Source organism: Micromonospora sp. WMMD1076, assembly GCF_029581475.1.
In the GTDB taxonomy this organism is placed as follows: domain Bacteria; phylum Actinomycetota; class Actinomycetes; order Mycobacteriales; family Micromonosporaceae; genus Micromonospora; species Micromonospora aurantiaca.
This window is the reverse complement of the sequence record NZ_CP120862.1, coordinates 2,836,442-2,858,236: the sequence shown is the minus strand read 5'-3', so window position 1 is coordinate 2,858,236 and position 21,795 is coordinate 2,836,442. Positions and strand designations below refer to the sequence as shown.

At 73.1% G+C, this 21,795-nt stretch carries 16 protein-coding genes; 8 read left to right on the top strand and 8 right to left on the bottom strand.

Annotation, left to right across the window (positions count from 1 at the left end; all coding sequences use genetic code 11):
* Positions 1-55 precede the first annotated feature (55 nt).
* Positions 56-1,246, top strand: a complete 1,191-nt coding sequence (locus O7622_RS13830; RefSeq protein ID WP_282313719.1) for a hypothetical protein — start codon at positions 56-58, stop codon at positions 1,244-1,246.
* Positions 1,247-1,249: 3 nt separating this feature from the next.
* On the opposite strand, the gene O7622_RS13825 is transcribed toward O7622_RS13830, so the two are convergent.
* Positions 1,250-3,157, bottom strand: a complete 1,908-nt coding sequence (locus tag O7622_RS13825; protein ID WP_282313718.1) for a hypothetical protein — start codon at positions 3,155-3,157, stop codon at positions 1,250-1,252.
* Between the two features lie 439 nt (positions 3,158-3,596).
* On the opposite strand from O7622_RS13825, the gene wecB reads away from it, so the two are divergent.
* Genes wecB through O7622_RS13810 form a run of 3 tightly spaced genes read left to right on the top strand, consistent with a single transcriptional unit; the run spans position 3,597 to position 8,249 of the window.
* Positions 3,597-4,682: a UDP-N-acetylglucosamine 2-epimerase (non-hydrolyzing) gene (wecB, locus tag O7622_RS13820; protein ID WP_282313717.1), complete on the top strand. Its 1,086-nt coding sequence runs from the start codon at positions 3,597-3,599 to the stop codon at positions 4,680-4,682.
* Positions 4,683-4,716: 34 nt separating this feature from the next.
* Positions 4,717-6,129: a glycosyl transferase gene (locus tag O7622_RS13815; protein ID WP_282313716.1), complete on the top strand. Its 1,413-nt coding sequence runs from the start codon at positions 4,717-4,719 to the stop codon at positions 6,127-6,129.
* A complete protein-coding gene (locus O7622_RS13810) occupies positions 6,126-8,249 on the top strand; it encodes a glycosyltransferase family 1 protein (RefSeq protein WP_282313715.1) in 2,124 nt (707 codons plus the stop codon). The genes O7622_RS13815 and O7622_RS13810 overlap by 4 nt, the downstream gene beginning before the upstream one ends.
* Positions 8,250-8,308: 59 nt before the next feature.
* On the opposite strand, the gene O7622_RS13805 is transcribed toward O7622_RS13810, so the two are convergent.
* The 5 genes from O7622_RS13805 to O7622_RS13785 all read right to left on the bottom strand — a co-directional run bounded on the left by O7622_RS13805 (position 8,309) and on the right by O7622_RS13785 (position 14,599).
* On the bottom strand, positions 8,309-9,901 hold the full coding sequence (locus O7622_RS13805; protein WP_282313714.1) for a glycosyltransferase: 1,593 nt from the start codon (positions 9,899-9,901) through the stop codon (positions 8,309-8,311).
* A gap of 98 nt (positions 9,902-9,999) precedes the next feature.
* Entirely contained in the window at positions 10,000-11,679 is a 1,680-nt protein-coding gene (locus O7622_RS13800) for a glycosyl transferase family 1 (protein WP_282313713.1), read from the bottom strand.
* On the bottom strand, positions 11,676-12,707 hold the full coding sequence (locus tag O7622_RS13795; RefSeq protein ID WP_282313712.1) for a Gfo/Idh/MocA family oxidoreductase: 1,032 nt from the start codon (positions 12,705-12,707) through the stop codon (positions 11,676-11,678). Before O7622_RS13795 ends, O7622_RS13800 begins: the two co-directional genes overlap by 4 nt.
* A complete protein-coding gene (locus O7622_RS13790; RefSeq protein ID WP_282313711.1) occupies positions 12,704-13,813 on the bottom strand; it encodes a DegT/DnrJ/EryC1/StrS family aminotransferase in 1,110 nt (369 codons plus the stop codon). Before O7622_RS13790 ends, O7622_RS13795 begins: the two co-directional genes overlap by 4 nt.
* Before the next feature lie 153 nt (positions 13,814-13,966).
* Positions 13,967-14,599, bottom strand: a complete 633-nt coding sequence (locus O7622_RS13785) for a TetR/AcrR family transcriptional regulator (protein ID WP_013285261.1) — start codon at positions 14,597-14,599, stop codon at positions 13,967-13,969.
* Between the two features lie 155 nt (positions 14,600-14,754).
* Between O7622_RS13785 and O7622_RS13780 the strand changes: the two genes are divergently transcribed.
* The 4 genes from O7622_RS13780 (at position 14,755) to O7622_RS13765 (ending at position 19,753) form a co-directional block, all read left to right on the top strand.
* Positions 14,755-15,657, top strand: a complete 903-nt coding sequence (locus tag O7622_RS13780; protein WP_282313710.1) for an ABC transporter permease — start codon at positions 14,755-14,757, stop codon at positions 15,655-15,657.
* Positions 15,650-16,450 carry an ABC transporter ATP-binding protein gene (locus O7622_RS13775; RefSeq protein WP_135239213.1) on the top strand — a complete coding sequence of 267 codons (801 nt, stop codon included), beginning with the start codon at positions 15,650-15,652 and terminating at the stop codon, positions 16,448-16,450. The genes O7622_RS13780 and O7622_RS13775 overlap by 8 nt, the downstream gene beginning before the upstream one ends.
* A gap of 104 nt (positions 16,451-16,554) precedes the next feature.
* Positions 16,555-18,057, top strand: a complete 1,503-nt coding sequence (locus O7622_RS13770) for a bifunctional cytidylyltransferase/SDR family oxidoreductase (RefSeq protein WP_282313709.1) — start codon at positions 16,555-16,557, stop codon at positions 18,055-18,057.
* 19 nt (positions 18,058-18,076) lie between these two features.
* Positions 18,077-19,753, top strand: coding sequence for a CDP-glycerol glycerophosphotransferase family protein (locus O7622_RS13765; protein ID WP_282313708.1), 1,677 nt, complete (start codon positions 18,077-18,079; stop codon positions 19,751-19,753).
* Positions 19,754-19,795: 42 nt separating this feature from the next.
* Here O7622_RS13765 and O7622_RS13760 read toward each other — a convergent pair whose 3' ends face one another.
* Together O7622_RS13760 and O7622_RS13755 are read right to left on the bottom strand one after the other, a co-directional pair.
* Positions 19,796-20,542 carry an alpha/beta fold hydrolase gene (locus tag O7622_RS13760; RefSeq protein WP_282313707.1) on the bottom strand — a complete coding sequence of 249 codons (747 nt, stop codon included), beginning with the start codon at positions 20,540-20,542 and terminating at the stop codon, positions 19,796-19,798.
* A gap of 227 nt (positions 20,543-20,769) precedes the next feature.
* Complete coding sequence (locus O7622_RS13755) at positions 20,770-21,624, bottom strand: C39 family peptidase (RefSeq protein ID WP_282313706.1); 855 nt, start codon at positions 21,622-21,624, stop codon at positions 20,770-20,772.
* Between the last annotated feature and the right edge of the window lie 171 nt (positions 21,625-21,795).

The window sequence follows — 21,795 nt, the reverse complement described above, 5'->3', positions numbered from 1 at the left end:
GCCGCGCCACGCGGGCCGCCGGACAATCGCAGCTCAGCGCGAACGGGACCGCACAATGGACGTGGTGACCACCGAGGAACCCAGCCGGCCCGCACCAGCCCCGCCGACCGGCCCGGCCCCAACCGCCCGCGTCCGGCCCGGCCCCGTCCGGCGGCTGCGCGACGCCGCCCGGGACGCGACGCCCGCGCTGGCGTTGTACACGGTGATCCGGCTGATCGGCGTGCTGACCGTGTACGTCTGGGCCCGGTCGCTGAACCTCTCCCCGGTGCGCGAGCTGACTCTGTCCGACGCGACGTACTACCTTGCCATCGCCCAGCGGGGCTACGACGGGTACGAGCAGGTGCAGAGCGACTTGGCGTTCTTCCCGCTGTACCCGGCCCTGATCGGCGTGGTGGAACGGCTCACCCCGCTCGGCCCGCGCACCGCCGGGCTGGCGGTGGCCACGCTCGCCGGCGTGGCGGCGGCCTGGGCGCTGTACGCGATCGGCTCGTACCTGCACGACCGCCGCACCGGCGTACTGCTCGCCGCGCTCTGGGCGGCGCTGCCGCACGCCGTCGTGCAGTCGATGGCCTACAGCGAGACGCTGTTCACCGCCCTGGCCGCGTGGACGCTGTACGCGCTGCTGCGCCGCCACTGGCTGACCGCGGGCGTGCTCTGCCTGTTCGCCGGCCTGACCCGGCCCACCGCCTCGTCGCTGATCCCGGTGGTCGGCCTGGCCGCGCTGCTGGCTGTGGTCCGGCGCCGGGACGGCTGGCGGCCATGGGTTGCCATGCTGCTCGCCCCGGCCGGATGGCTCGGCTACCTGACCTGGGTGGGCGTCCAGACCGGGCGGCCGGACGGCTGGTTCCACATCCAGTCCGCCGGCTGGCGCAGCCACTTCGACTTCGGCGTCGACACGTTCCAGCGGGGGCGCGAGGTGCTGGCGATGTCCGCGACGCCGCAGATGTTCGTGGTGAGCGTGGTGCTGCTGCTGGCACTGATGTTCTTCGTGCTGAGCGTGATCGACCGCCAGCCCTGGGAACTGCTGCTGTTCAGCGGGCTGATGCTCGTCACCACGCTCGGCGCGGCGGGCTACTACCACTCGAAGGCGCGGTTCCTGCTGCCGGCGTTCGCGCTGCTGCTGCCGGCCGCCGTCGGCCTGGCCCGGGCGGGTCGGGCCCGGGCCGTCACCGTTCTGGTCACGCTCACCGCGTTCTCGACCTACTTCGGCGGCTACCTGCTGCTCATCTGGACCAGGTCGCCGTGACGCTCAGCGGGTGAGCGGGCGGACGTCCCACAGCCACACGTCCGCCACCCGCCGGCCCGGCCCGTACAGCGCGTCCAGCACCACCTTGAGGTCGTCGTGGCGGCGTGCCCGGTCCGGCAGCGCCACCGCGTCGGCCTTCCAGTGCCGCACGTCGGCGCGGGCCTGCTCGACGTCGGCCGGGCCGACCGCGGTGTCCCGCTGGCCCCGCGACACGGCGGTGAGCAGCTTCGCGGTCGGCTGCGGCTCGACGCCCCACCGTCCGGTGTTGTCGGTCTTGGAGACGGGTGCGAGGAAGTACCCCTCCGGGACGGCGAAGCCGGCCAGCGCGGCGGAACTCCAGTACAGCGACGTCATGCCGTCCACCGGAACCGGCACCAGGGTGCGGCCGGGGGCGACGTGGTCCTTCCAGACGCCGGCGGTGACGAAGTCCGGCACCGGGTTGCGCCCGCGCGCCTCCAGCGGGGTGGGCAGGATCGGCAGCAACGCGGCGAGTAGCGCGACCGCGGCCAGGCGGGGAACCAGCCGGGACCGGCCGGCCTCGCCTGCCCGTACCCGGGTCACCCGGTCTCCGGCGACCGCGAACAGCACGCCGAGCGCCACCGTGGTGATCAGCGCGAACCGGGAGACCACCACCGAGTCGAACACCGGCAGCTCGGACACCAGCGCGAACGGCGCCGGCACGTCGGTGCGCCGGGTACCGGCGGTCCAGGTGGTGCCGATCGAGAACACGGCCGAGATCAGCGCGACCACGGCGAGCACCCGGACCACGACCTCGCGGCGCAGCCACCAGGCGGCGCCCAGCGCGAGGATCACCACCGACCAGCCGTAGAAGCTGGCCTGCTCGGTGGTGTTCGGGCCCCAGCGCAGGGCACTGGTGGGGCTGCCGGCCACGGACTCGGTGGCGTACCGCACGAACGACCCGAGGGTCAGCGCGTAGACGTCCGGGTTGCCCGGGTGACCGACCCGGTGCTGCGGGCCGGCGAACTGCATCCACAGCGGGTACGCGGCGGCAGCCCCGACGAGCACACCTGTCACGGCGAGCCCGCCGAGCATCGGCCCGGCCCGGCGCAGCGCCTCGCGCGGCCGGAAGATCACGTAGCCGATCACCATCATCAGACAGCCGAGCGCGGTCAGGAAGAGGATCTCCAGACTGACGAAGAACTGCGCCACCACGAGCGCGCCCAGCACCAGGCCGTTGCGCACCGGGCGGCCGTCCCGGGCCAGCCTGACGACCTGCCACAGGATGAACGGCACCAGCCACTGGGCCGTGATGTGCGGGTGGCCGTTGCTGTGCGACACCAGCGCCGGCGCGAAGGCGCAGAACAGGCCACCGGCGAACGCCGCCGCCCGCGACGAGACCAGGTTCCGGGACAACACGTGGTACCAGGCGTACGCCGTACCGGCCAGGTTGAGCGTGATGAACAGCAGGTACGCGAACGGCGCGCCGAACAGCAGGGTGACCGGGGACAGCACCAGCCCGGGCAGCTGCATGCCGACGTTGGTCATCAGGTTCACGCCGTCCGGGGCGTTCTGCAACGTGGTGAAGAACGGGTTCTCCAGGTTGCTGACCGCGTGCGCGGCGTACGCCAGCATCCACTCGTTGAAGCCCTGGTCGTTCGGGCGGCTGCCGAGGAGCCGGCCGTCGGGGTTCATCCAACCCCGCGCGGTCACCCAGAACGCGCCGGCCAGGTAGATCGCCGCGACCAGCAGGTCCGGCCGCATCCGGTGCCACCGCCCCGGGCGGTCGGCGCGCTCCGGCGCGGCCGCCTGCGCCTGCTGCTGCGGCGCGGCGTCGGCGGGCCGGTCCGCGCCCTCGGAGGCCGGCGGCTTCGGGGTCTCGTCAGTGGCGTCGGCCACCGACCCACCTGCGTCTGCGGTGCGGGTACGGGTCTCGGGCCCGGGGGCGGTCATGGCGCCGTAGTGTACGCAAGCCGGACCGCGGCCCCGGGCCAGGCTCGCCCGGCCCGGTGAAGAGTCGGCGACGATCCACCGACGGCGGGACGTCCCCGCGGTGACCGGGCGGCGCCGCCGCGGGCACCCGCCCCCGGCCGGGCACCCGGCGGATCGGGGTGATCCGGCCGGTTCGGTTAGGCTGGTCCCTCGTGTCCCGTTCCACGCCACCGGTCACCGTGCTCCCCGTCGGGGCGGCGGCGTCCGGTGACGAGGGGTGGCCCGGCCCACCATCACGTGCCGGCCACGTCCGCGTACGTCGTCCGGTGCCGGACGGGGCACTACTATTCCTAGGGCCTGCGGGCACCGGCCCGGCCACGTGGCCGGGGTCCACGGCCTCCCGACTCGGGCAGCGGCCGGTCCGCACCGAGAATCCGTCGCAGATCACGAGGAGTCACGTGTGAAGGTCGTCAGCATCGTCGGCGCCCGACCGCAGTTGGTGAAGCTGGCGCCCATCGCGGCGGCGTTCGCCGAGGACGGGTGCGAGCACGTGATCGTGCACACCGGTCAGCACTACGACGCCGACCTGTCCGACGTCTTCTTCTCCGGTCTCGGCATCCCCGACCCGGACGTGCACCTGGGGATCGGCTCCGGCAGCCACGGCGTGCAGACCGGCAACACGCTGGCCGCCCTGGACCCGGTGCTCGCCGCCGAGGCGCCGGACTGGGTGCTGGTGTACGGCGACACCAACTCGACGCTGGCCGGCACTCTGTCGGCGGTGAAGCAGCACCTGCGGGTGGCGCACCTGGAGGCCGGACTGCGGTCGTTCAACCGGCGGATGCCGGAGGAGCACAACCGGGTGCTCACCGACCACGCCGCCGATCTGCTGCTGGCCCCCACCGAGGAGGCCGTCCGGCACCTGGCCACGGAGGGCCTGGCCGCCCGTACCGAGCTGGTCGGTGACGTCATGGTGGACGTCTGCCTGCGGGTCCGCGACGACGTGGCGCGGGGCGGACAGCCCCGCCCGGCGCTGCCCGGCGGCATCGACCCGGACGCGCCCTACCTGCTCGCGACACTGCACCGCGCGGAGAACACCGACGACCCCAAGCGGCTCGCCATGCTGCTCGACGCGCTCGCCGACCTGCCCGTGCCGGTCGCGCTGCTGGCCCACCCGAGGCTGGTCGCCCGCGCCGACGAGCACGGGCTGAAGCTCAACCGGGGCGCGCTGCACGCCGGCCGGCCGCTGCCGTACGCCGCGATGGTGGCCGCGGTGGTCGGCTCCACCGGCGTGGTCACCGACTCGGGCGGCCTGCAGAAGGAGGCGTACCTGCTGGACCGGCCGTGCACCACGCTGCGCACCGAGACGGAGTGGGTCGAGACGCTGGCCGACGGCTGGAACGTGCTGGTGCCGGATCCGCGCGAGCTGGGCAACCGGTGGGCGGCCACGGCGACCCGGCCCGTCCCGGAGGTGCCACGCGGCACCCCGTACGGTGACGGCCGCGCGGCCCGGCGGGTCGCCGAGACGCTGCGGCGGCACCTGGCATGACGACCCGCGCCCTCCTCACGATCGGTTATCCGCGATGACCAACCGCACCGTCCCGCTCTCGCGCTCGCGCGGCGGGAAGCGGCCGCACGCCATCTACCTCGCCATCGGCTTCCCGCCCGCGGCGAAGAGCAGCGCGTACCGGCTGCGCGAGACGGCGAACCAGTTCGTCGCCCAGGGCTGGGACATCACCGTCATCACGATCTGCCAGCAGGCGTGGGAGCGGGAGTACGGCCTGGACCACACGCTCTCCGAGAAGGTCGACCCGCGGGTGCGGGTGGTCGAGTTGCCGCTGATCCGGGAGGACCTGGAGACCGACATCCGGGTGTTCTCCGAGGAGCGCTCGCTGGACCCGGCGGGCTGGATCAAGCGGTTGCGCAAGCGCGAGCAGAAGGCGTTCCCGGAGCCGGTGTTCGGCGGCTGGCGGTACGAGCTGGAGAAGGCGGTGCTGCGGCTGCACCGCGAGCATCCGGCCGACCTGCTGCTCGCCTCCTGCGCCCCGTACGTGAACCTGGCGGCCACCTGGAAGCTGTGGGAGGAACACAAGATCCCGTACGCGGTCGACTTCCGCGACGGCTGGTCGCTCGACGTGATCGGCGGCGGCGAGGCGTTCACCCGCGACTCGGTGTCCGGCCGGTGGGAGTCCACGGTGCTGGAGCACGCGCAGGCGGTGTGGTGCGTCAACGACCCGATCGCCGGCTTCTACCGCGAGCGGTACCCGCGCCTGGCCGAGCGGGTGCACGTGGTGCGCAACGGCTACGACGAGGACAGCCTCCCGGACATCTCCGGCCGCTCGCCGGACCCGGCCGCCGGGCTGACCTTCGGCTACCTGGGCTCGGTCAACTTCAGCCCGGCGTTCCTGGAGTCGGTGCTGGACGCCTGGCGGATCGCCCGGCGCGACGACCCGCTGCTGGCCCGGTCCCGGTTCGAGGTGCGCGGGCACATCGGCGCGGGCGCGGCGCGTGAGGCCAACCGGCACATGGACCTGCTCAAGGAGGCAGCTGTCGACGGGGTCAGCTTCGGCGGCCCGGTGCCGAAGGCCGAACTGGCGGCGACGTACGGCTCCTGGGACGCGCTGGTGCTGATGCTCGTCGGCGGACGCTTCGTCACCTCCGGCAAGGTGTACGAGTTCATGGCCAGCGGCCTGCCCGTGCTCTCAGCCCACGACGTCGACCACGACGCGAGCAACGTGCTGGCCGGCCATCCGCTGTGGACCGGGGCGGTCGGGCTCGACCCGCACCGGCTCGCCGGCTCCTTCGTCGAGGCCGGCCGGATGGCCCTCAAGGCGACGGACGCGGACCGGGCCGCCGCCCGGGAACTGGCCCGCCGCTTCGCCCGGCCGGCCGTGCTGGCCCCGGCGGTCCGCCGCCTCACCGAACTCGTCCGGCCGAGCGGCGCCGGCGCGGCCACCCCGGCCACGACCCCCTCGACGGGAGATGCCCGACCGTGACCACAGTGCTCATCGTGGCCGCCGCCGCGCCGAAGCAGCCGGCCGTGCTGATCGAGGCGTTGGAACGCTTCCGCAGCCGCGGTGCCCGCGTCACAGTGGCCTGTTTCTTCGACGCCGAGGAACTCCCGATCGACCCGGCGCTGGCCGAGGTACGGTCGTTCGTCGTACCCGCCGAGAAGCGTGACGCCCGGCTGCGGCGGGCGCTCGGCCGGGCGCAGGCCAACCGCAAGATCTGGCTACACGCGCAGCGTCACGCGTGGCTGCGGCAGCGTTTCCGGTCCACCGACCTGCTGGTGGCCCTCGACCCCCGGTCGGTCTACACGGTGTGGGAGATGGCCCAGCGCAACACCCGGGCCGGTGCGCACTACGGGCTCGTGCCGGCGCAGCGGGCGCTCGACGCGCCCCGTGCCGAGCCGGTCGGCAAGCGGCTGGAGCGGCAGGTCGCGGCGGCCGCCGGCATCGGCACCCGGGGCGCCAAGCGGGCGGCGGTGGAGACCGTGCGCACCACCGTCCAGAAGGCGACCGGCCAGCGGATCATGAGCAACCCGGCCGGCGCCTGGTTCTGGTCCCGCGCGGTGGCCGCGCCCCGCGTACCGGACCGGCTGCGCAGCAAGCTCGCGGTACGGCTGCACGACAGCGCGGTCAAGGCGGGCCGCCCGGCGGTCGCCGCCCGGACCGCCGCGGCCGCGGTCAGCCGGATCAACAGCGCCGCCACCCGGGCGGACGTGCTCACCAAGGCCGCGCAGGGCGAACTGGCCCTCGGGCACGTCCCGTCCGGCCTGCACGACGCGATCCGCGCCCAACTCGCGCTGGCCGACGCCCGGCTGGCGAAGGACCCGAAGAAGGCCGCCGCGGCGGTGTCGCGGGCGTGGAGCCTGGCGTCCAACCGGGTGCTGCACTTCGACCGGCTCTCCTCGCCGATGAGCGACGATCCGGGCGCCTTCCTGGCGCCGTTCCGGGAGAGCGCGGCGGCCCGGAAGCTGTCCGAGCCGCGAGGCCGGCTCGCCCCGGCCGCCCCGGCGCCCACCGACCGGCCGCTGCGGCTGCTGGTCACCACGCTGATCAACGACAACTTCCTCCAGGAGATCCTGGAGCGCTACCGGGCCATGCCGAACGTGGAGGTCCGTTTCCTGGATCTGTACGAGGACCCGGTGACCCGTCCGCTGGCGCTCAGCGGCAGCACCGTGATGGAGTACCTGCTCGGCGCCGAGTCGACATACGGGGCCAAGATCGAGGAGTGGCTGCGGCCGCACCTGGACTGGGCCGACACCGTCTTCGTCGACTGGTGCCAGGCCACCGCCGCGCTGTTCACGCTGCACGACCCGGGGACCGCCCGGATCATCGTCCGGCTGCACAGCTTCGAGGCGTTCAACTTCTGGCCCCACGTGGTGGACTTCTCCCGGGTCGACGACGTCGTCTTCGTCTCCGAGCACCTGCGGGACCTGTCCACCGCCGTGCTGCCGCAGCTCGCCGGCGAACGCGCCCCGCGCCTGTGGGTGGTCGACAACGCGATGGACCTGCAGCGCTGTCCCCGGGCCAAGTCGGCCGACGCCCGGTTCACGCTGGGGCTGGTCGGGTTCAGCTCGGTGGCGAAGGACCCGCGGTGGGCGATCGACGTCCTGCGGAAGCTGCGCGAGCACGACGAGCGGTACCGCCTGACGCTGATCGGCAGCAACTTCAACAACCGGACCAGCAAGCCGGCGAAGGACTACGGCCGGCTGCTTGCCAAGGACCTGGCCGAACTGGAGCCGCTGGGCGCGGTCCGGCGTTACGGGCAGACCGACGACGTGCCGGGCGCGCTCCAGGAGGTCGGCGTCATCCTCAGCACCTCGGTGCGGGAGAGCTTCCACTGCGGTCTGGTGGAGGGCGTGGCGAGCGGCGCGGTGCCGGTGGTGCGGGACTGGCCGTTCTTCGCCGGCAAGCCGCACGGCGCCCGTACCCTGTTCCCCGCTGACTGGATGGTGGACAGCCCGGCGGAGGCGGCGGAGCGGATCCTGGCCGTCACTGCGACCGAGCAGGCGTGGGCGGAGGCCGGCCGGGCCGCCTCGGAGCACGTGCTGAAGACCTGGGACTGGGCCGTCACCCAGGCCGACTACGACCGGCTGCTGCTGGGCGACTGAACACGGTGACGCAGCGGGGCCCGGCCGACCGGCCGGGCCCCGCTGTCGTTCCCCGCCGGTCAGCGCACCGGCACCGCCGTCCGCTGGTTCGGCACCGCCGTGACGGCCGTGTCCGCCTCCGCCGGCCGCACCGGCCCGGGGTGGTTCGGCAGCAGCCGGGTGTAGACCTCGTCCATCACCCGGGCCTGCGCCTCCCAGGTCCACTGCTCCAGCACGCCCGGCCGGTCGTACGCGGCCCGGTACCGCTGCGAGTCGGCCAGCACGGTACGCACCGCCCGGACGTAGTCGTCCAGGTCCTCGGCCCGGAAGACCTCGCCGTGCCCGGTGGCCCGGGTCGCCTCGGCCATCGTCCGCACGTCGCTGACCACCATCGGCAGGCCACCGTGGGCGTACTCGAAGAACTTGGTGATCAGCGCGATCTCGTGGTTCGGCTTGTGGTGGATCGGGATGACGCCGAGGTCGGCCGGGGAGACGAACGCCGACACCTGCCAGTGCGGCACGTACGGCAGCAGGTGCACCCGGTCGGCCACGCCCAGCTCGGCGGCCAGCTCCTCCAGCTCGTCCATGATCGGGGCCCTGCCGTTGGGGTGCACCGAGACCAGCGCGACGTGTGCCTCGGGTATCTCGGTGAGCCCACGGATCATGATGTCCACGCCGCGCGACGGGTTGATGCCGCCACAGTAGACGAGCAGCGGTGTGCCGGCGTCGATGCCGCACATCGCCCGGATGTCCGGTACCGGCGTGGCCCGCTGTTCGGCGGTGAGCGACCGCGGCGGCGCGTTCAGCACCACGGCCGGCCGCTCGGGCAGGTCGTGGCTCTCCCGCAGCAGGTCGGCAAGGGTGGACGAGACGGTGATGACCGCGTCGGCATACGACGCGTGCTCCCGCACGTAGGCGATCTGGGCGGGCAGCCAGCGCAGGTTGGCCGGCCGGCCGATGATGCCGGGGACGAACTCGTGCGCGTCCCAGAGAAGCTTGACGTCCCGGCCTCCGGCCCGGGCCCGCACGACCGCCCGTGCGCCGACGCCGAGCATCCGGAAGTCGTGCGCGTGGATCAGGTCCGGCCGCAGCTCGTCCACCACCGAGGCGAAGGCCAGCTCGAAGTCCCACAGTTCCGGATCCAGCCGGCGCCAGGCCCGGTCGCCGTGTACCCGCTGCCAGAACCGCAGCGCGGCGCGGTCGAGCCGCGAGTTCGGGTCCTGCTGGCTCTCCTGGAGCCGCTGCAGCTCCGCCGAGCGGAACTTGACCCACTGGAACGCCGTCTTGTTGAGGAAGTACGGCACGGCCAGCCTGGCCTTGCCGGCCAGTTCGGCCCAGCGGGGGCCGCCCGCCGCCCGGTTAACCTTGATCTCGGAGAGACGGAACGTCAGGTCGTCCCGGCGGGCCCGCAGCGTGTTCAGCCGCCGCTTGGCGTCCGGACCCGGCTTGTACGCCAGCGGCCGGCGCAGCAGCGCCCGGCGGTACGCGACCGGGTGCGTCAGCCGCCGGGGCATCCGGATCAGGCGGACCTCGGCGTCGCCGATGCGCCAGGTGTCCTCGGTCACCGCGCCCTTGAGTATGCCGACCAGGATCACCTCCCAGCCGGCCTCGGCGGCGGAGCGGGCGGCCTTCTGCACCCGGGAGTCGCCGTTGACCCCGTTGTCGACCAGCATCACCACCCGTCCCCGGGTCGGTCGGGCATCGCTACTCGGGACAGCTTGCATCGGGTGCTTCTCCTCGTTGGCGGGGCGGTGCACGGACGGTCGGCGGGTTACCGGAGGAAGGCGTCGAATGCCTCGGCGGTCCGCCGGCCGTCGTGGTGGTCACGGACGTAACGCGCGCCCTCCGCGGCCAGGGCGACCGCGGCGGGCCTGTCGTCGAGCAGCGACTCGATCGTCTTGACGAGCGTGCCGGGTGTGGCGTTGGCGATCGGCGGCCGGACCCCGGCGGCCCGGTGCGGTCCTTCGCTCACGTACGCCACCACGACCTTGCCGGCGGCCATCCCCTCACAGGAGAAGGTGCCGTAGCTGCCCATCACCAACTGGTCGACCACGATGTCGCAGTCCTGCACCAGGCGGTGCATCTCGCTGTGCGGCAGACCCTCCACCAGGCGCAGTTCGATGATCCGTCGATCGTGCAGCTCCTGCAACCGGGGCAGGAGCCGGTCGGTGCCCTTGGTCCAGCGGTTGGACGGGGCGTGCAGGACCACCGGCCGGGTGCGTTCCAGTACCGGGCGGTCGCAGGCCCAGGCGTCCACGTCCACGATCAGCGGCGCCCAGGTGGCGAACGGCACGTCGTCCAGCAGGTCCGGCGTGGTGACGAAGAACGGCAGGCCGCTCTCCTCGGCGGTGCGCCGGTTCCGCTCGGCCACCACGGTGAGCCGCTCGCGCAGCTCCTCCGGCGCGTCCCGGAACGCGGACTCGGCGTGCCGTTCCAGGTGCGCGCCGGGGTGGCGGATCTCACTGCCGTGCGCCAGCAGCGCGACCTTGAGCCGGGCCCGGCGCAGCGCGGGCAGGTCCGCGGCGATGTCGTCGCCGTTGAGCCGGCCGAGCACCGGCCGGAACGCGTCCACGATCAGGTGCGTGTACCAGCCGAGCACCCGCGCGGCCTGCTGCACCTGCACGTCGAGCCGGTGCTCGCCGGGGAAGTGCAGATACCGGTCGGCCGGGTACCGGTAGGTGGCCGGTGGCTTGGCCACGACCAGCTCGATGCCGACGTCTGCCCGCGCGGCGCTGATCGCCATCGCGAGGGCGGAGAGCTGCCCGGCGTAGTTCGCCGTGCCCAGACCCAGCCGGACCGGTCCGGCGCCGAGCGCCCGCCACCGGCCCGGGGTGCCGGCCTCGACCGGCGCGACCGCCGGCTCCTGCGGCTCCGGCACGTCGTCGCCCCGTTGCCAGGCCCGTTCGACCGCCTTGGCGAAGGAGGGCACCGAGCCGGGCGCGTAGAAGTCACCGGCCCGGTGGCGGGCCAGGTGCTCGCGGACCACCCGGTTGTCGGCGGCGACCACCCGCAGCCCGGCGGCGAGGCAGGTGTCGAGCAGCCCGAGACCGGCGTCCGGGGCGAACCCGAACACGGCCACGTCCCCCGAGGCGAGGAACGCGGCCGTCATCGTACGGGGGCGCGGAACAGGGTGGACTCGGCGTCGGGCCTTGCCGGCCCGGCGGACCAGGTCCTGGGCGGCCGCCTGCTCCGCCGGGTCGCAGACCAGCGCCAGGTGGAACTCGGGCAACCGGGCCAGGGCGCGCAGCACGCCGGCCAGCGCCCGGTCGCCGGTGATCCCGCCGGCGTGCACCAGCAGCGGCGTGCCGGCGGGAAGTTCACACAGTTCACGTACCGAAGGGGTCTCCCAGGGGCGCGTGCCGGCGGCGGCCCGGCGGAGCGCGATGCGCCACCGCCGGGGAATCCGCCGCCGTACCGCGGAGACCGTCCGCCGCACCGGCGCCGGGCTCATCGCAGTGCCGGCTCCGCGTCGCTGCCGCTGGCCGCGACGGACACGACCTTGCCGTCGGCGGACGACTCCAGCAGGGCGGCCGCGACCTGCACGGTACGCAGACCCTGCCGCAGCGTGACGATATCGCTCTGCTTGCCCTCGACCGCGTCCCGGAAGCGCTCGTGCTCGACCAGCAGCGGCTCCCGCTTCGGGATCGCGTAGCGGACCATGTCGCCCTCGGCCACGCCGCGGAACGCGCGCAGCGCCTCCCACTCGGTGTCGATGGCGGCGTTGGCGTAGAAGGTCAGGTCGGCGGTGAGCGTGTCGGCCACGAAGCAGCCCTTGTCACCGGTGACCACGGTCGACCGCTCCTTGAGCGGGCTGAGCCAGTTCACCAGGTGGTTGACCATCGTGCCGTCGGCGAGCTGGCCGACCACGGCGACCATGTCCTCGTGCAGCCGGCCGCTGCGCGAGACCGTGCGGGCGGCGACCGAGCTGTACTGCTGGCCGGTCACCCAGGCGGTCAGGTCGATGTCGTGGGTGGCCAGGTCCATCACCACGCCGACGTCGGCGATCCGGTGCGGGAACGGGCCCTGGCGCCGGGTCACGACCTGGAACACCTCGCCCAGCTCGCCCGCCTCCAGGCGGGTGCGCAGGCTCTGCAGCGCCGGGTTGTAGCGCTCGATGTGCCCGACGCCGGCGACCAGGCCGGCGTTCTCGAACGCCTCGACCAGCCGGGTGGCGGCGTCGACGGACTGGGCGAGCGGCTTCTCGATGAGCGCGCAGACGCCGTTGGCGGCCAGCTCCATGCCGATCGGTTCGTGCAGCGCCGTCGGGCAGGCCACCACCGCGTAGTCGACGCCGAGGGCGAGCAGGTCGCTCAGCTCGGGTACGACGGGCGCGCGCAGCGTGCCGGTCACGTCGCCGGCCGGGTCGACCACGCCGACCAGCTCGACGCCGTCCAGGTTGGACAGCACGCGGGCGTGGTTGCGGCCCATCGCGCCGAGGCCGATCAGGCCGGCCCGCAGCTTCCGTCCGCCGCCGCTCATCGGGCACCGCCGGCCAGGTTCGCGCCCTCGGCGATCCGCTCCAGGTCGGCGGGACTCAGCGACGGGTGCACCGGCAGCGAGACCACCTCGGCGGCGGCCCGCTCGGTCTCCGGCAGGTCCCACGCGCCCGGCTTGCCGTCGGCGTCGAGGTACGGCTTGAGCCGGTGGATCGGGGTCGGGTAGTAGACCGCGTTGCCGATGCCCAGCTCGGTGAGGCGGGCCTGGGCGGCGTCCCGGTCGCCCCGCACCCGCACGGTGTACTGGTGGTAGACGTGCTTGGCGCCGTCGGCGACCGGCGGGGTGACCATGCCGGTGATCGCCGAGTCGAGGAACTTGGCGTTGGCGCGGCGCTGCTCGGTCCACTCGGCGAGCTGGGTGAGCTGCACCCGGCCGATGGCGGCGGCCACGTCCGTCATCCGCATGTTGGCACCGACGATCTCGTTGGCGTACCGCTGCTCCATGCCCTGGTTGCGCAGCAGCCGCAGGGTGCGGGCGAGGTCCGCGTCGGCGGTGGTGATCATGCCGCCCTCGAGGGAGTGCATGTTCTTCGTCGGGTAGAAGCTGAAGCAGCCGGCGGTGCCGAACGCGCCGACCGGGGTGCCGTTCAGCTCGGCGCCGTGCGCCTGCGCGGCGTCCTCGACCACGGCGAGGCCGTGCTGCTGCGCGATCGCCATGATCCGGTCCATCGCGGCCGGGTGGCCGTAGAGGTGCACCGGCATGATCGCGACCGTCTTCGGCGTGATCGCCGCGGCGACCGCCTCCGGGTCGACGCAGAAGCTGCCCGGCTCGATGTCCACGAAGACCGGCTCGGCGCCGACCAGCCGGACCGCGTTGCCGCTGGCGGCGAAGGAGAAGGACGGGACGATGATCTCGTCACCCGGGCCGAAGCCGAGCGCCATCAGCGTCAGCTGGAGCGCGGAGGTGCCGGAGTTGACGGCGACGCAGTGCCGGCCGCCGACCAGATCGCCGAACTCCTCCTCGAACGCGGCGACCTCGGGGCCCTGCACGACCCGGCCGCTCCGCAGCACCCGGACGGCCGCCTCGATCTCGGCCTCGCCGATGATCGGCCGTGCGGGGGGAATGAACTCTGGATGCGGCCCGACCATGGGGCTTCCTCCTGTCGACGCGTGGCTCATGAGAGAGACATTTCGGGGGATGGTACCGGTCTGTCGGGAAGACCAGTGGGTTGCACTGATTGTCCGACCGGATGTGACCTTCTGTTCATGATCGACGACGGCCCTCCGGGGGTGGTCCGGGGTTCAGACTTCCACCTCGTCGCGTACAGGCCCCACGCATGCTACCCGCAGGGCGGCGACGATCGCGGCCGCCATCCGGGGCACCTCGGTGGGCTCCAGCGGGGCCCGGGAGATCGCCATCCGCCAGTAGACCGGGCCGACGATGAGATCGACGGCGGCGCGCCGGTCGGTGTCCGCGGACAGCTCACCGCGCTCGACCGCCCGGCCGATCAGGATCCGGCCGATGGCCTGCTGGTAGTCGTCCAGGGCGGCCTGCAGCTTCTCCGCGATCTGCGGGTTGCGGGCCGCCTCGGCCAGCAGGTCCGGGATGATCTGCGCGGCCAGCCGGTGACGCAGTGCACGCGCCATCACGTGCAGCAGGATCTCCAGGTCGCCGAGGAGGCTGCCGGTGTCCAGCAGCGGGATGTTCCGGCCCGCCACCGCCGAGACCATGTCCAGCACCAGATCGAGCTTGGAACGCCAGCGGCGGTAGATGGCGGTCTTGCTCACACCGGCCCGGCGGGCCACCGCCTCGATGGAGAGGCGACCGTAGCCCACCTCGGCCAACTCCTGCATCACGGCGGCGCGGATGGCACTGGTGATCTCCCCGCGCAGCACCGCCGCGCCGGCCGGGGCACGCCTCTTCTCGGTCGTCACGTGGAACAATGTAGCGCAACGACGGTACGGTTGCGTCCCGACGTTCGGTGGACTACCTTCCATGCAGCAGCGAGGCGGCTCCTCCCCGCCCGGCCACGCTGGATCTCATTCACCGCACTGCTCCCCATCAGCACGAAAGATCGGAGCGCCTGAACATGGCCAACACCGCGGTGGCCGACCCCGAATCCGGACTGACCCGGGCCCAGCTGGCCCAGCGGTACGGACTGCGGGTGGCCGGGGAACGACCGCCCCTGGGCGAGTACGCCCGCCGGTTGTGGGCGTACCGGCACTTCATGACCGCGTACTCGCGGGCGAAGGTCGCCTCCTCGCTGAGCAACACCCAGCTCGGCCAGCTCTGGCAGGTGCTGACACCGCTCACCAACGCGGCCGTCTACTTCCTGATCTTCGGCGTCATCCTGGGCCAGCACCGGAACGTGCCGAACTTCATCGCGTACCTGTGCACCGGCGTCTTCATCTTCATCTTCACGCAGACCGCGGCCTCCAACGGCGTCAGCGCGATCACCGGCAACCTGGGCCTGATCCGGGCGCTCCAGTTCCCCCGGGCGGCGCTGCCGATCACGGTCACGCTGGTGCAGCTCCAGCAGCTGCTCATGTCGATGGTGGTGCTGGCCGGCATCGTGCTCGTCACCGGCGAGCCGCTCACGTTCCGCTGGGTCCTGGTCCTCCCGATGCTGCTGCTCCAGACGATCTTCAACGTCGGGCTGAGCATGGTCATGGCCCGTCTCGGCTCCAAGGTCACCGACCTCAAGCAGGTCATGCCGTTCGTGATGCGCACCTGGCTGTACGCCTCCGGCGTGCTCTACCCGGTGACGCTCATCCGCGAGCACCTGCCGCCGTGGGCGGCCAACATCCTGGAGTGGAACCCACCGCTGGTCTTCATCGAGCTGGCCCGCTACGCGCTGCTCGACTCGCACCAGGCGCACCTGGTGAGCTCCCCGGCGAAGCTGTGGGCGCTCGGGGTGTTCTGGGCGGTCGTGATGGGCGTCGGCGGGTTCGTCTACTTCTGGCGCGGAGAGAAGGAGTACGGCCGTGGCTGAGCAGACCCTGCCGCTGAACGCCGGCCCGGTGACCGACTCGGGCCGCGTCCCCACAGTGGTGGTGGACGACGTGCACGTGATCTACCGGATCCACAAGGGCGCGACCGGCGGCACCACCCCGGTCTCCGCGCTCAAGCGCATCGTCTCCCGCACCAAGGCGCCGAACATCCGCGAGGTGCACGCGGTCAAGGGCGTCAGCTTCACCGCGTACGAGGGTGAGGCGATCGGCCTGATCGGCAGCAACGGCTCCGGCAAGTCCACACTGCTGCGGGCCATCGCCGGGCTGCTCCCGCCGGCCCGCGGCGCCGTCTACACCCAGGGCCAGCCGTCGCTGCTCGGCGTCAACGCCGCACTGCTCAACGACCTGTCCGGTGAGCGCAACGTGGTGCTCGGCTGCCTCGCCATGGGCATGCACCCGGACGAGGTCAAGAAGATCGCCCCGGAGATCATCGAGTTCTCCGGGATCAACGAGCGGGGCGACTTCGCCTCGCTGCCGATGCGCACCTACTCGTCCGGCATGGGCGCACGGCTGCGCTTCGCGATCTCCTCGGCGAAGAAGCACGACGTGCTGCTCATCGACGAGGCGCTGGCCACCGGCGACCGCAAGTTCCGGGTCCGCAGCGAGCAGCGGGTCCGCGAGCTGCGCGACAGCGCCGGCACCGTCTTCCTGGTCAGCCACTCGATCGGCTCGATCCGGGACACCTGTGAGCGGACCATCTGGCTGGAGAGCGGCGTCCTGAAGATGGACGGCCCCACCAAGGAGGTCTGCGACGCGTACGAGAACCAGAAGTAGCGCCCTGGAGCGCACCGCACCGGGTTCCGCCCGGGGCGGTGCGCTCCGGGGTACGCGTTAAGGTTTTCGGATCCATCCCGTTTCACCCAGAGTGAGGTACGGCAATGACGCAGGACCACACCACCGCACCGGACGCCGCGCCGGCGAGCCCGGCACCCTGGCGCCCCGCGCGTACGGTGGCCGTGATCCTCGCCGGGGGGACCGGCACGCGCCTCGGGCTGGGCATCCCGAAGCAGCTCCTCAAGATCGCCGGTAAGCCGATCATCGAGCACACCCTCGCCGTCTTCGAGGCCGCGCCGGAGATCGACGAGATCATCGTGCTGATGGCCACCGGTCACGTCGACGACGCTCGGCGCATCGTCGCCGACGCCGGCTTCCGCAAGGTCACCAAGGTGATCGAGGGCGGCGAGACCCGCAACGACACCACTCGGATCGCGCTCGACGCGGTCGGCGAGGGCGACGTCAACATCCTCTTCCACGACGCGGTCCGCCCGCTGGTCAGCGCCCGGATCGTGCGCGAGTGCGTGAACGCGCTCTGGACGTACTCGGCTGTCGACGTGGCCATCCCGTCCGCCGACACGATCATCCAGGTCGACGCGGACGACTGCATCACCGACATCCCGGTCCGCTCCCGGCTGCGCCGCGGCCAGACCCCGCAGGCGTTCCGCTCCGGCACCATCCGCGAGGCGTACCGCCGCGCCGAGGGCGACCCCGACTTCGCCGCCACCGACGACTGCGGCGTGGTGCTGCGCTACCTGCCCGGCACGCCGATCAAGGTGATCGACGGCTCGGACGAGAACATCAAGGTCACCCACCCGGTCGACGTGCACCTGGCCGACAAGCTGTTCCAGCTCGCCGCCGCCCAGGCACCCCGGCTGACCGACCACCGCAGCTACGCCGAGGAGCTGACCGGCCGGACCGTCGTGGTCTTCGGCGGCAGTTACGGCATCGGCCACGACCTGGCCGAACTGGCCCGCGGCTACGGCGCCCAGGTCTTCCCGTTCAGCCGCTCCACCACCGGCACGCACGTCGAGCGCGCCGAGGACGTGGCCGCCGCGCTGAAGACCGCCTTCGAGGCGACCGGCCGGATCGACCACGTGGTGGTCACCGCCGGCATCCTGGAGAAGGGCGCGCTGGCCGAGATGGACTCCGAGACGATGGACCGCCTCCTGCACGTCAACTTCGTCGGCCCGGTCACCATCGCGCGCCAGTCCCTGCCGTACCTGCAGCAGACCAAGGGCCAGTTGCTGCTCTACACGTCCAGCTCGTACACCCGGGGCCGGGCCCGCTACGCGCTCTACTCGGCCACCAAGGCCGCGCTGGTCAACCTGACCCAGGCGCTCGCCGACGAGTGGGCCGAGTTCGGCGTACGGGTCAACTGCGTCAACCCGGAACGCACCGCGACTCCGATGCGGACGCGGGCGTTCGGCGAGGAGCCGGAGCACACGCTGCTCTCCTCCGAGGCGGTCGCGCAGGCGTCCCTGGACGTGCTGATCTCCGACCTGACCGGCCAGGTGGTCGACGTACGCCGGTCCCCCGGCGAGCAGGTGGCCGCCGTACCGGCCCAGCCGGGCCCGCACCGGTCCGAGCTGTCCGCCGACGCCTGAACCCGACGGGACGTACCAGATGCGTGGTGACCTGGTCCGCAAGCTGCTCGCCCGGGGGCTGACCACCGGGCTGGCGGTGCTGGCCTTCCTCGTCGTGGCGCTCACCGGCGCCACCGGCTGGGGCCTGGCCCTGGCGGTCGCGGCGCTCGCCGCCACCGCCTGGGAGCGCCGGGTCCGGCCGTCCGCCGACGGCCTCGCCGAGACGGTGCTCGTCGCCGCCGGCATCCTGGTCGGCTACGCCCGGCGCCTCGACGACGGGTTCGACCCGGCGCTCACCGCCACCGCGCTGGTCCTGCTCGGCCTGGTGCTGCTGGTCGGGCCGCTGCGGCAGGCCGGCGCGCTGGAGATCCGGGCGGCGAACCTCCCGGTCCGCGCGTGGACACCTGTGGTCGCCGCCCGGCTCGGCGACGCGCTGCTGGTGCTACTCGCCCTGGTGGCGCTCTCCGCCGCCCTGACGCTGCCGGCCTGGACGGCGCTCGCCGCCACGCTGCTCGTCGGCGCCGGATGCGGGGCGGTCGCGCTGGACCTCGCCCGGCGCCGGTTCCGGCCGCCCGCCGGAGGCGGCCCGGTCGGCCGGGCACTGCGCCGCCACCGGCCCGAGTTCGTGCTGCACTTCTCCGCGCCGCCCGGCTCGGAGTACCAGGTCACCATGTGGCTGCCCTACCTGGAACGGATCGGCCGCCCGTTCGTGGTGGTGCTGCGCGAGCCGGAGCTCCTGCCCGCGGTGGCCGCCGCCACCAGCGCGCCGGTGGTCCTCTGCCCCACACTGAAGGCGCTCGACGAGGCGCTGGTGCCCAGCCTGCGGGTCGCGTTCTACGTCAACCACGGCGCGAAGAACGCCCACGTGATCCGGTTCAACCAGCTCACCCACGTGCAGCTGCACCACGGCGACAGCGACAAGGCCCCCAGCGCCAACCCGGTCTCGGCCATCTTCGACAAGATCTTCGTGGCCGGGCAGGCCGCGATCGACAGGTACGCCCGCGCCGGCGTGGAGATCCCCGCCGACAAGTTCGTCGTGGTCGGCCGGCCCCAGGTCGAGGCGATCGAGGTACGCCGGGAGCCGGTCACCCCGGCGGCACACCCCACGGTCCTCTACACCCCGACCTGGACCGGGCACCACGCCGACGCGAACTACTGCTCGCTGCCGGTGGCCGAGACGCTGATCCGCCGGTTGATCGACCGGGGCGCCGCGGTGATCCTGCGCGCCCACCCGTACACCGGCAAGAACCCGGCCTCGGCCCGCCAGCTCGCCCGGCTCACCGAACTGCTCGCCGCCGACCGCGCCAGGACGGGCCGGACGCACCTGTGGGGTGCCGCCGCGGCCCGCGAACTGACGCTCACCGAGTGCGTCAACCGCGCCGACGCGCTGGTCTCCGACGTGTCAGGGGTCATCTCCGACTGGCTCTACTCCGGCAAGCCGTACGCGGTCACCGACACCGGCGCCGACGGCGAGCACTTCGTCGAGCGGTTCCCGCTCGCGGCGTCCGGCTACGTGCTGCGGCGCGACATGTCCAACGTGGACGAGGTGCTCACCGGCCTGCTGGACGCCGACCCGAAGGCGGCGCAGCGCTGGGCGGCCCGGACCCGTTACCTGGGCGACTTCCCCGCCGACGGGTACGCCGAGGCGTTCCTGTCCGCCGCCCGCCGGGAGCTGGAACCCGACTGGGCGGTCCCGGTGCCGCGCGCGGCCGGCTAGAAACGCGGGCGGCCCGGCCCGTCGCGCGCCCGGCTCGCCCGCTCAGAGGTACGGGTCGAGCAGGGCGAGCACCGCCTCCGGGTCCTCGACGTGCGCGTTGTGGCCCAGCCCGGGCAGCGTGGCCACCGGCACGCCCAGTTCCTTGAGCTGCGCGTCGGTCACCATCGGGTCCAGCTCGCCCCGGGCCAGCAGCACCGGCACATCGGTGGTGTCCAGCAGCACCGGCAGCCGGGGCTCCCCGACCGCGAACGCCGCCGGGTCCATGGCGAGCCGCCAGCGGCCGTCCTTCCGCCGCAGTCCCGCCTCCACCACCGGATGGTCCGGGGCGAACAGCCCGGCGAGCCCGGAGACCCGCAGGTAGCGGCGGGCCGCCTCGTCACGGGTGGCGAACCAGGTGACCGGCCGGGCAGCCAGTTCCACCGACTTCGCCAGCTCGGCCGGGGACCAGACCGCCTTGATGCCGAGCCCGACCACCGCGTCGACCGGAAGCCCTCGCTGCCGGGCCGCGAGCGCCAGCGCCACCACCCCGCCGAGCGAGTGCCCGAGCAGCACCAGCCGGTCCTCGGGGCCGAGCCGGACCGGGCCGAGCCCGTCGACCACGCGCTGGGCCAGGGCCTCGAACGAGTAGCCGTCGAGCGGCGGCGACCAGCCGTGACCCGCCAGGTCGGGAGCGAGCCAGCGGCCGGGCCAGCGGCGCTCCAGCAGCGGCGCCCAGGGCAGCCACACCTCGCCGGTGGCACCCATGCCGTGCAGGAGAATCAGGTGCCGCTTCCCCGTCGCATCGCCCATTGGCGCAGTCTGCCACCGCCCGCCCCGCCCACGCGAGACCGAACCCCCACCCCCCTCGCCCCCTCGATCTTGCAGTTGCGGCCCCAAGGATGCCCGGCTCGTCCGCTATGACAGGGCCACAAGTGCAAGGTCAGCGAGCCGAGGGCCCCGGGGGCGAGGGCGGAGCGGGGGCGGGGAAGGCCGGCACCCCGGGGTGGGGTGCCGGCCTTCGGAGCGTGCGGGACTTCTCAGGCGGAGTAGCCGCGGCTGGCGATCCAGTGCGCCAGGTCGATCGTGGTGACCCAGTACGAGGGCAGCGACGGGTCGGCCGAGTCGGCGATCCGTACGGTCCGGCCGTCGTCCTTGTAGCCGACCACCGCGACGTAGTGGCCGCCCGGGAACGAGTGCCAGCCACCGTTGGTGTCGGTGGCCGTACCGGCGACGTTCGCGACGACCCCCCGGCCGTTGCTGATCGCCTCGACCACGTCGGCCTGGAGGCGGTCCATCTGGGCCGGGGTGGCCGAGCCGGGAATCATCCGGGTCCGGTACGGGTTGCCCTTGACCTGCTGGTTGAGCACACGGGTGGTGTCCTCGGCCGAGTTGGTGCCCATCTCGGTGGTGCCGAGAGGGCCGGCGAGCGCATCCTGGCTGCGCTCGATGCCGGCGGCGCTGAGCGCGTTGCGCACGGCGGCCGGGCCGCAGTAGAAGTAGTTGATCTGCGCCTGGTAGTCGTAGTCGAGCGACTTGCTCGACGGCGGCTTCGGCTTGGCCTTGGGCGTGGTGTCCGGGTCGGCCGTGACCTTCGCGGACGGGGAGGCGCTCGGCGACGCGCCGGCCGTGGCGGAGACGCTTGGCGGCGCCTGCGGTACGGCGATGCGGGCCTCGCTGCGGCTGGCGGGCTGCTCGCCGAGGCGGGCGGCGCCGAGCTCGGCGACCGCCGCGGTGTTCTCCTGGACCGGGGCGTCGTCACCGGCGGTGGCGACGGTGCCGGCACCGGCGGCCAGCACGAGCGCGGCGGCCGAGCCGGCGATGATCTGGTACGGGCGTTCGGTGACGATCCGTCGCAGCTGACGCTTCAGGTGGTGCTTCACGAAATCCTCCACGGGGCGTGAGCGGCGCACGCCGGCCCGGCACGCGGAGGAACTCACACGTGCTGGCGGGCCGGATGGCCGGGGGATCGGGAACGCCCGTGATGCCGGGCGCCCAAGGGGGCGGTTGCCGGTCGCGCGTCAGGCGCGCGAGGGCACCGCGGTGCCGTGGAGGCGGGGGGACGA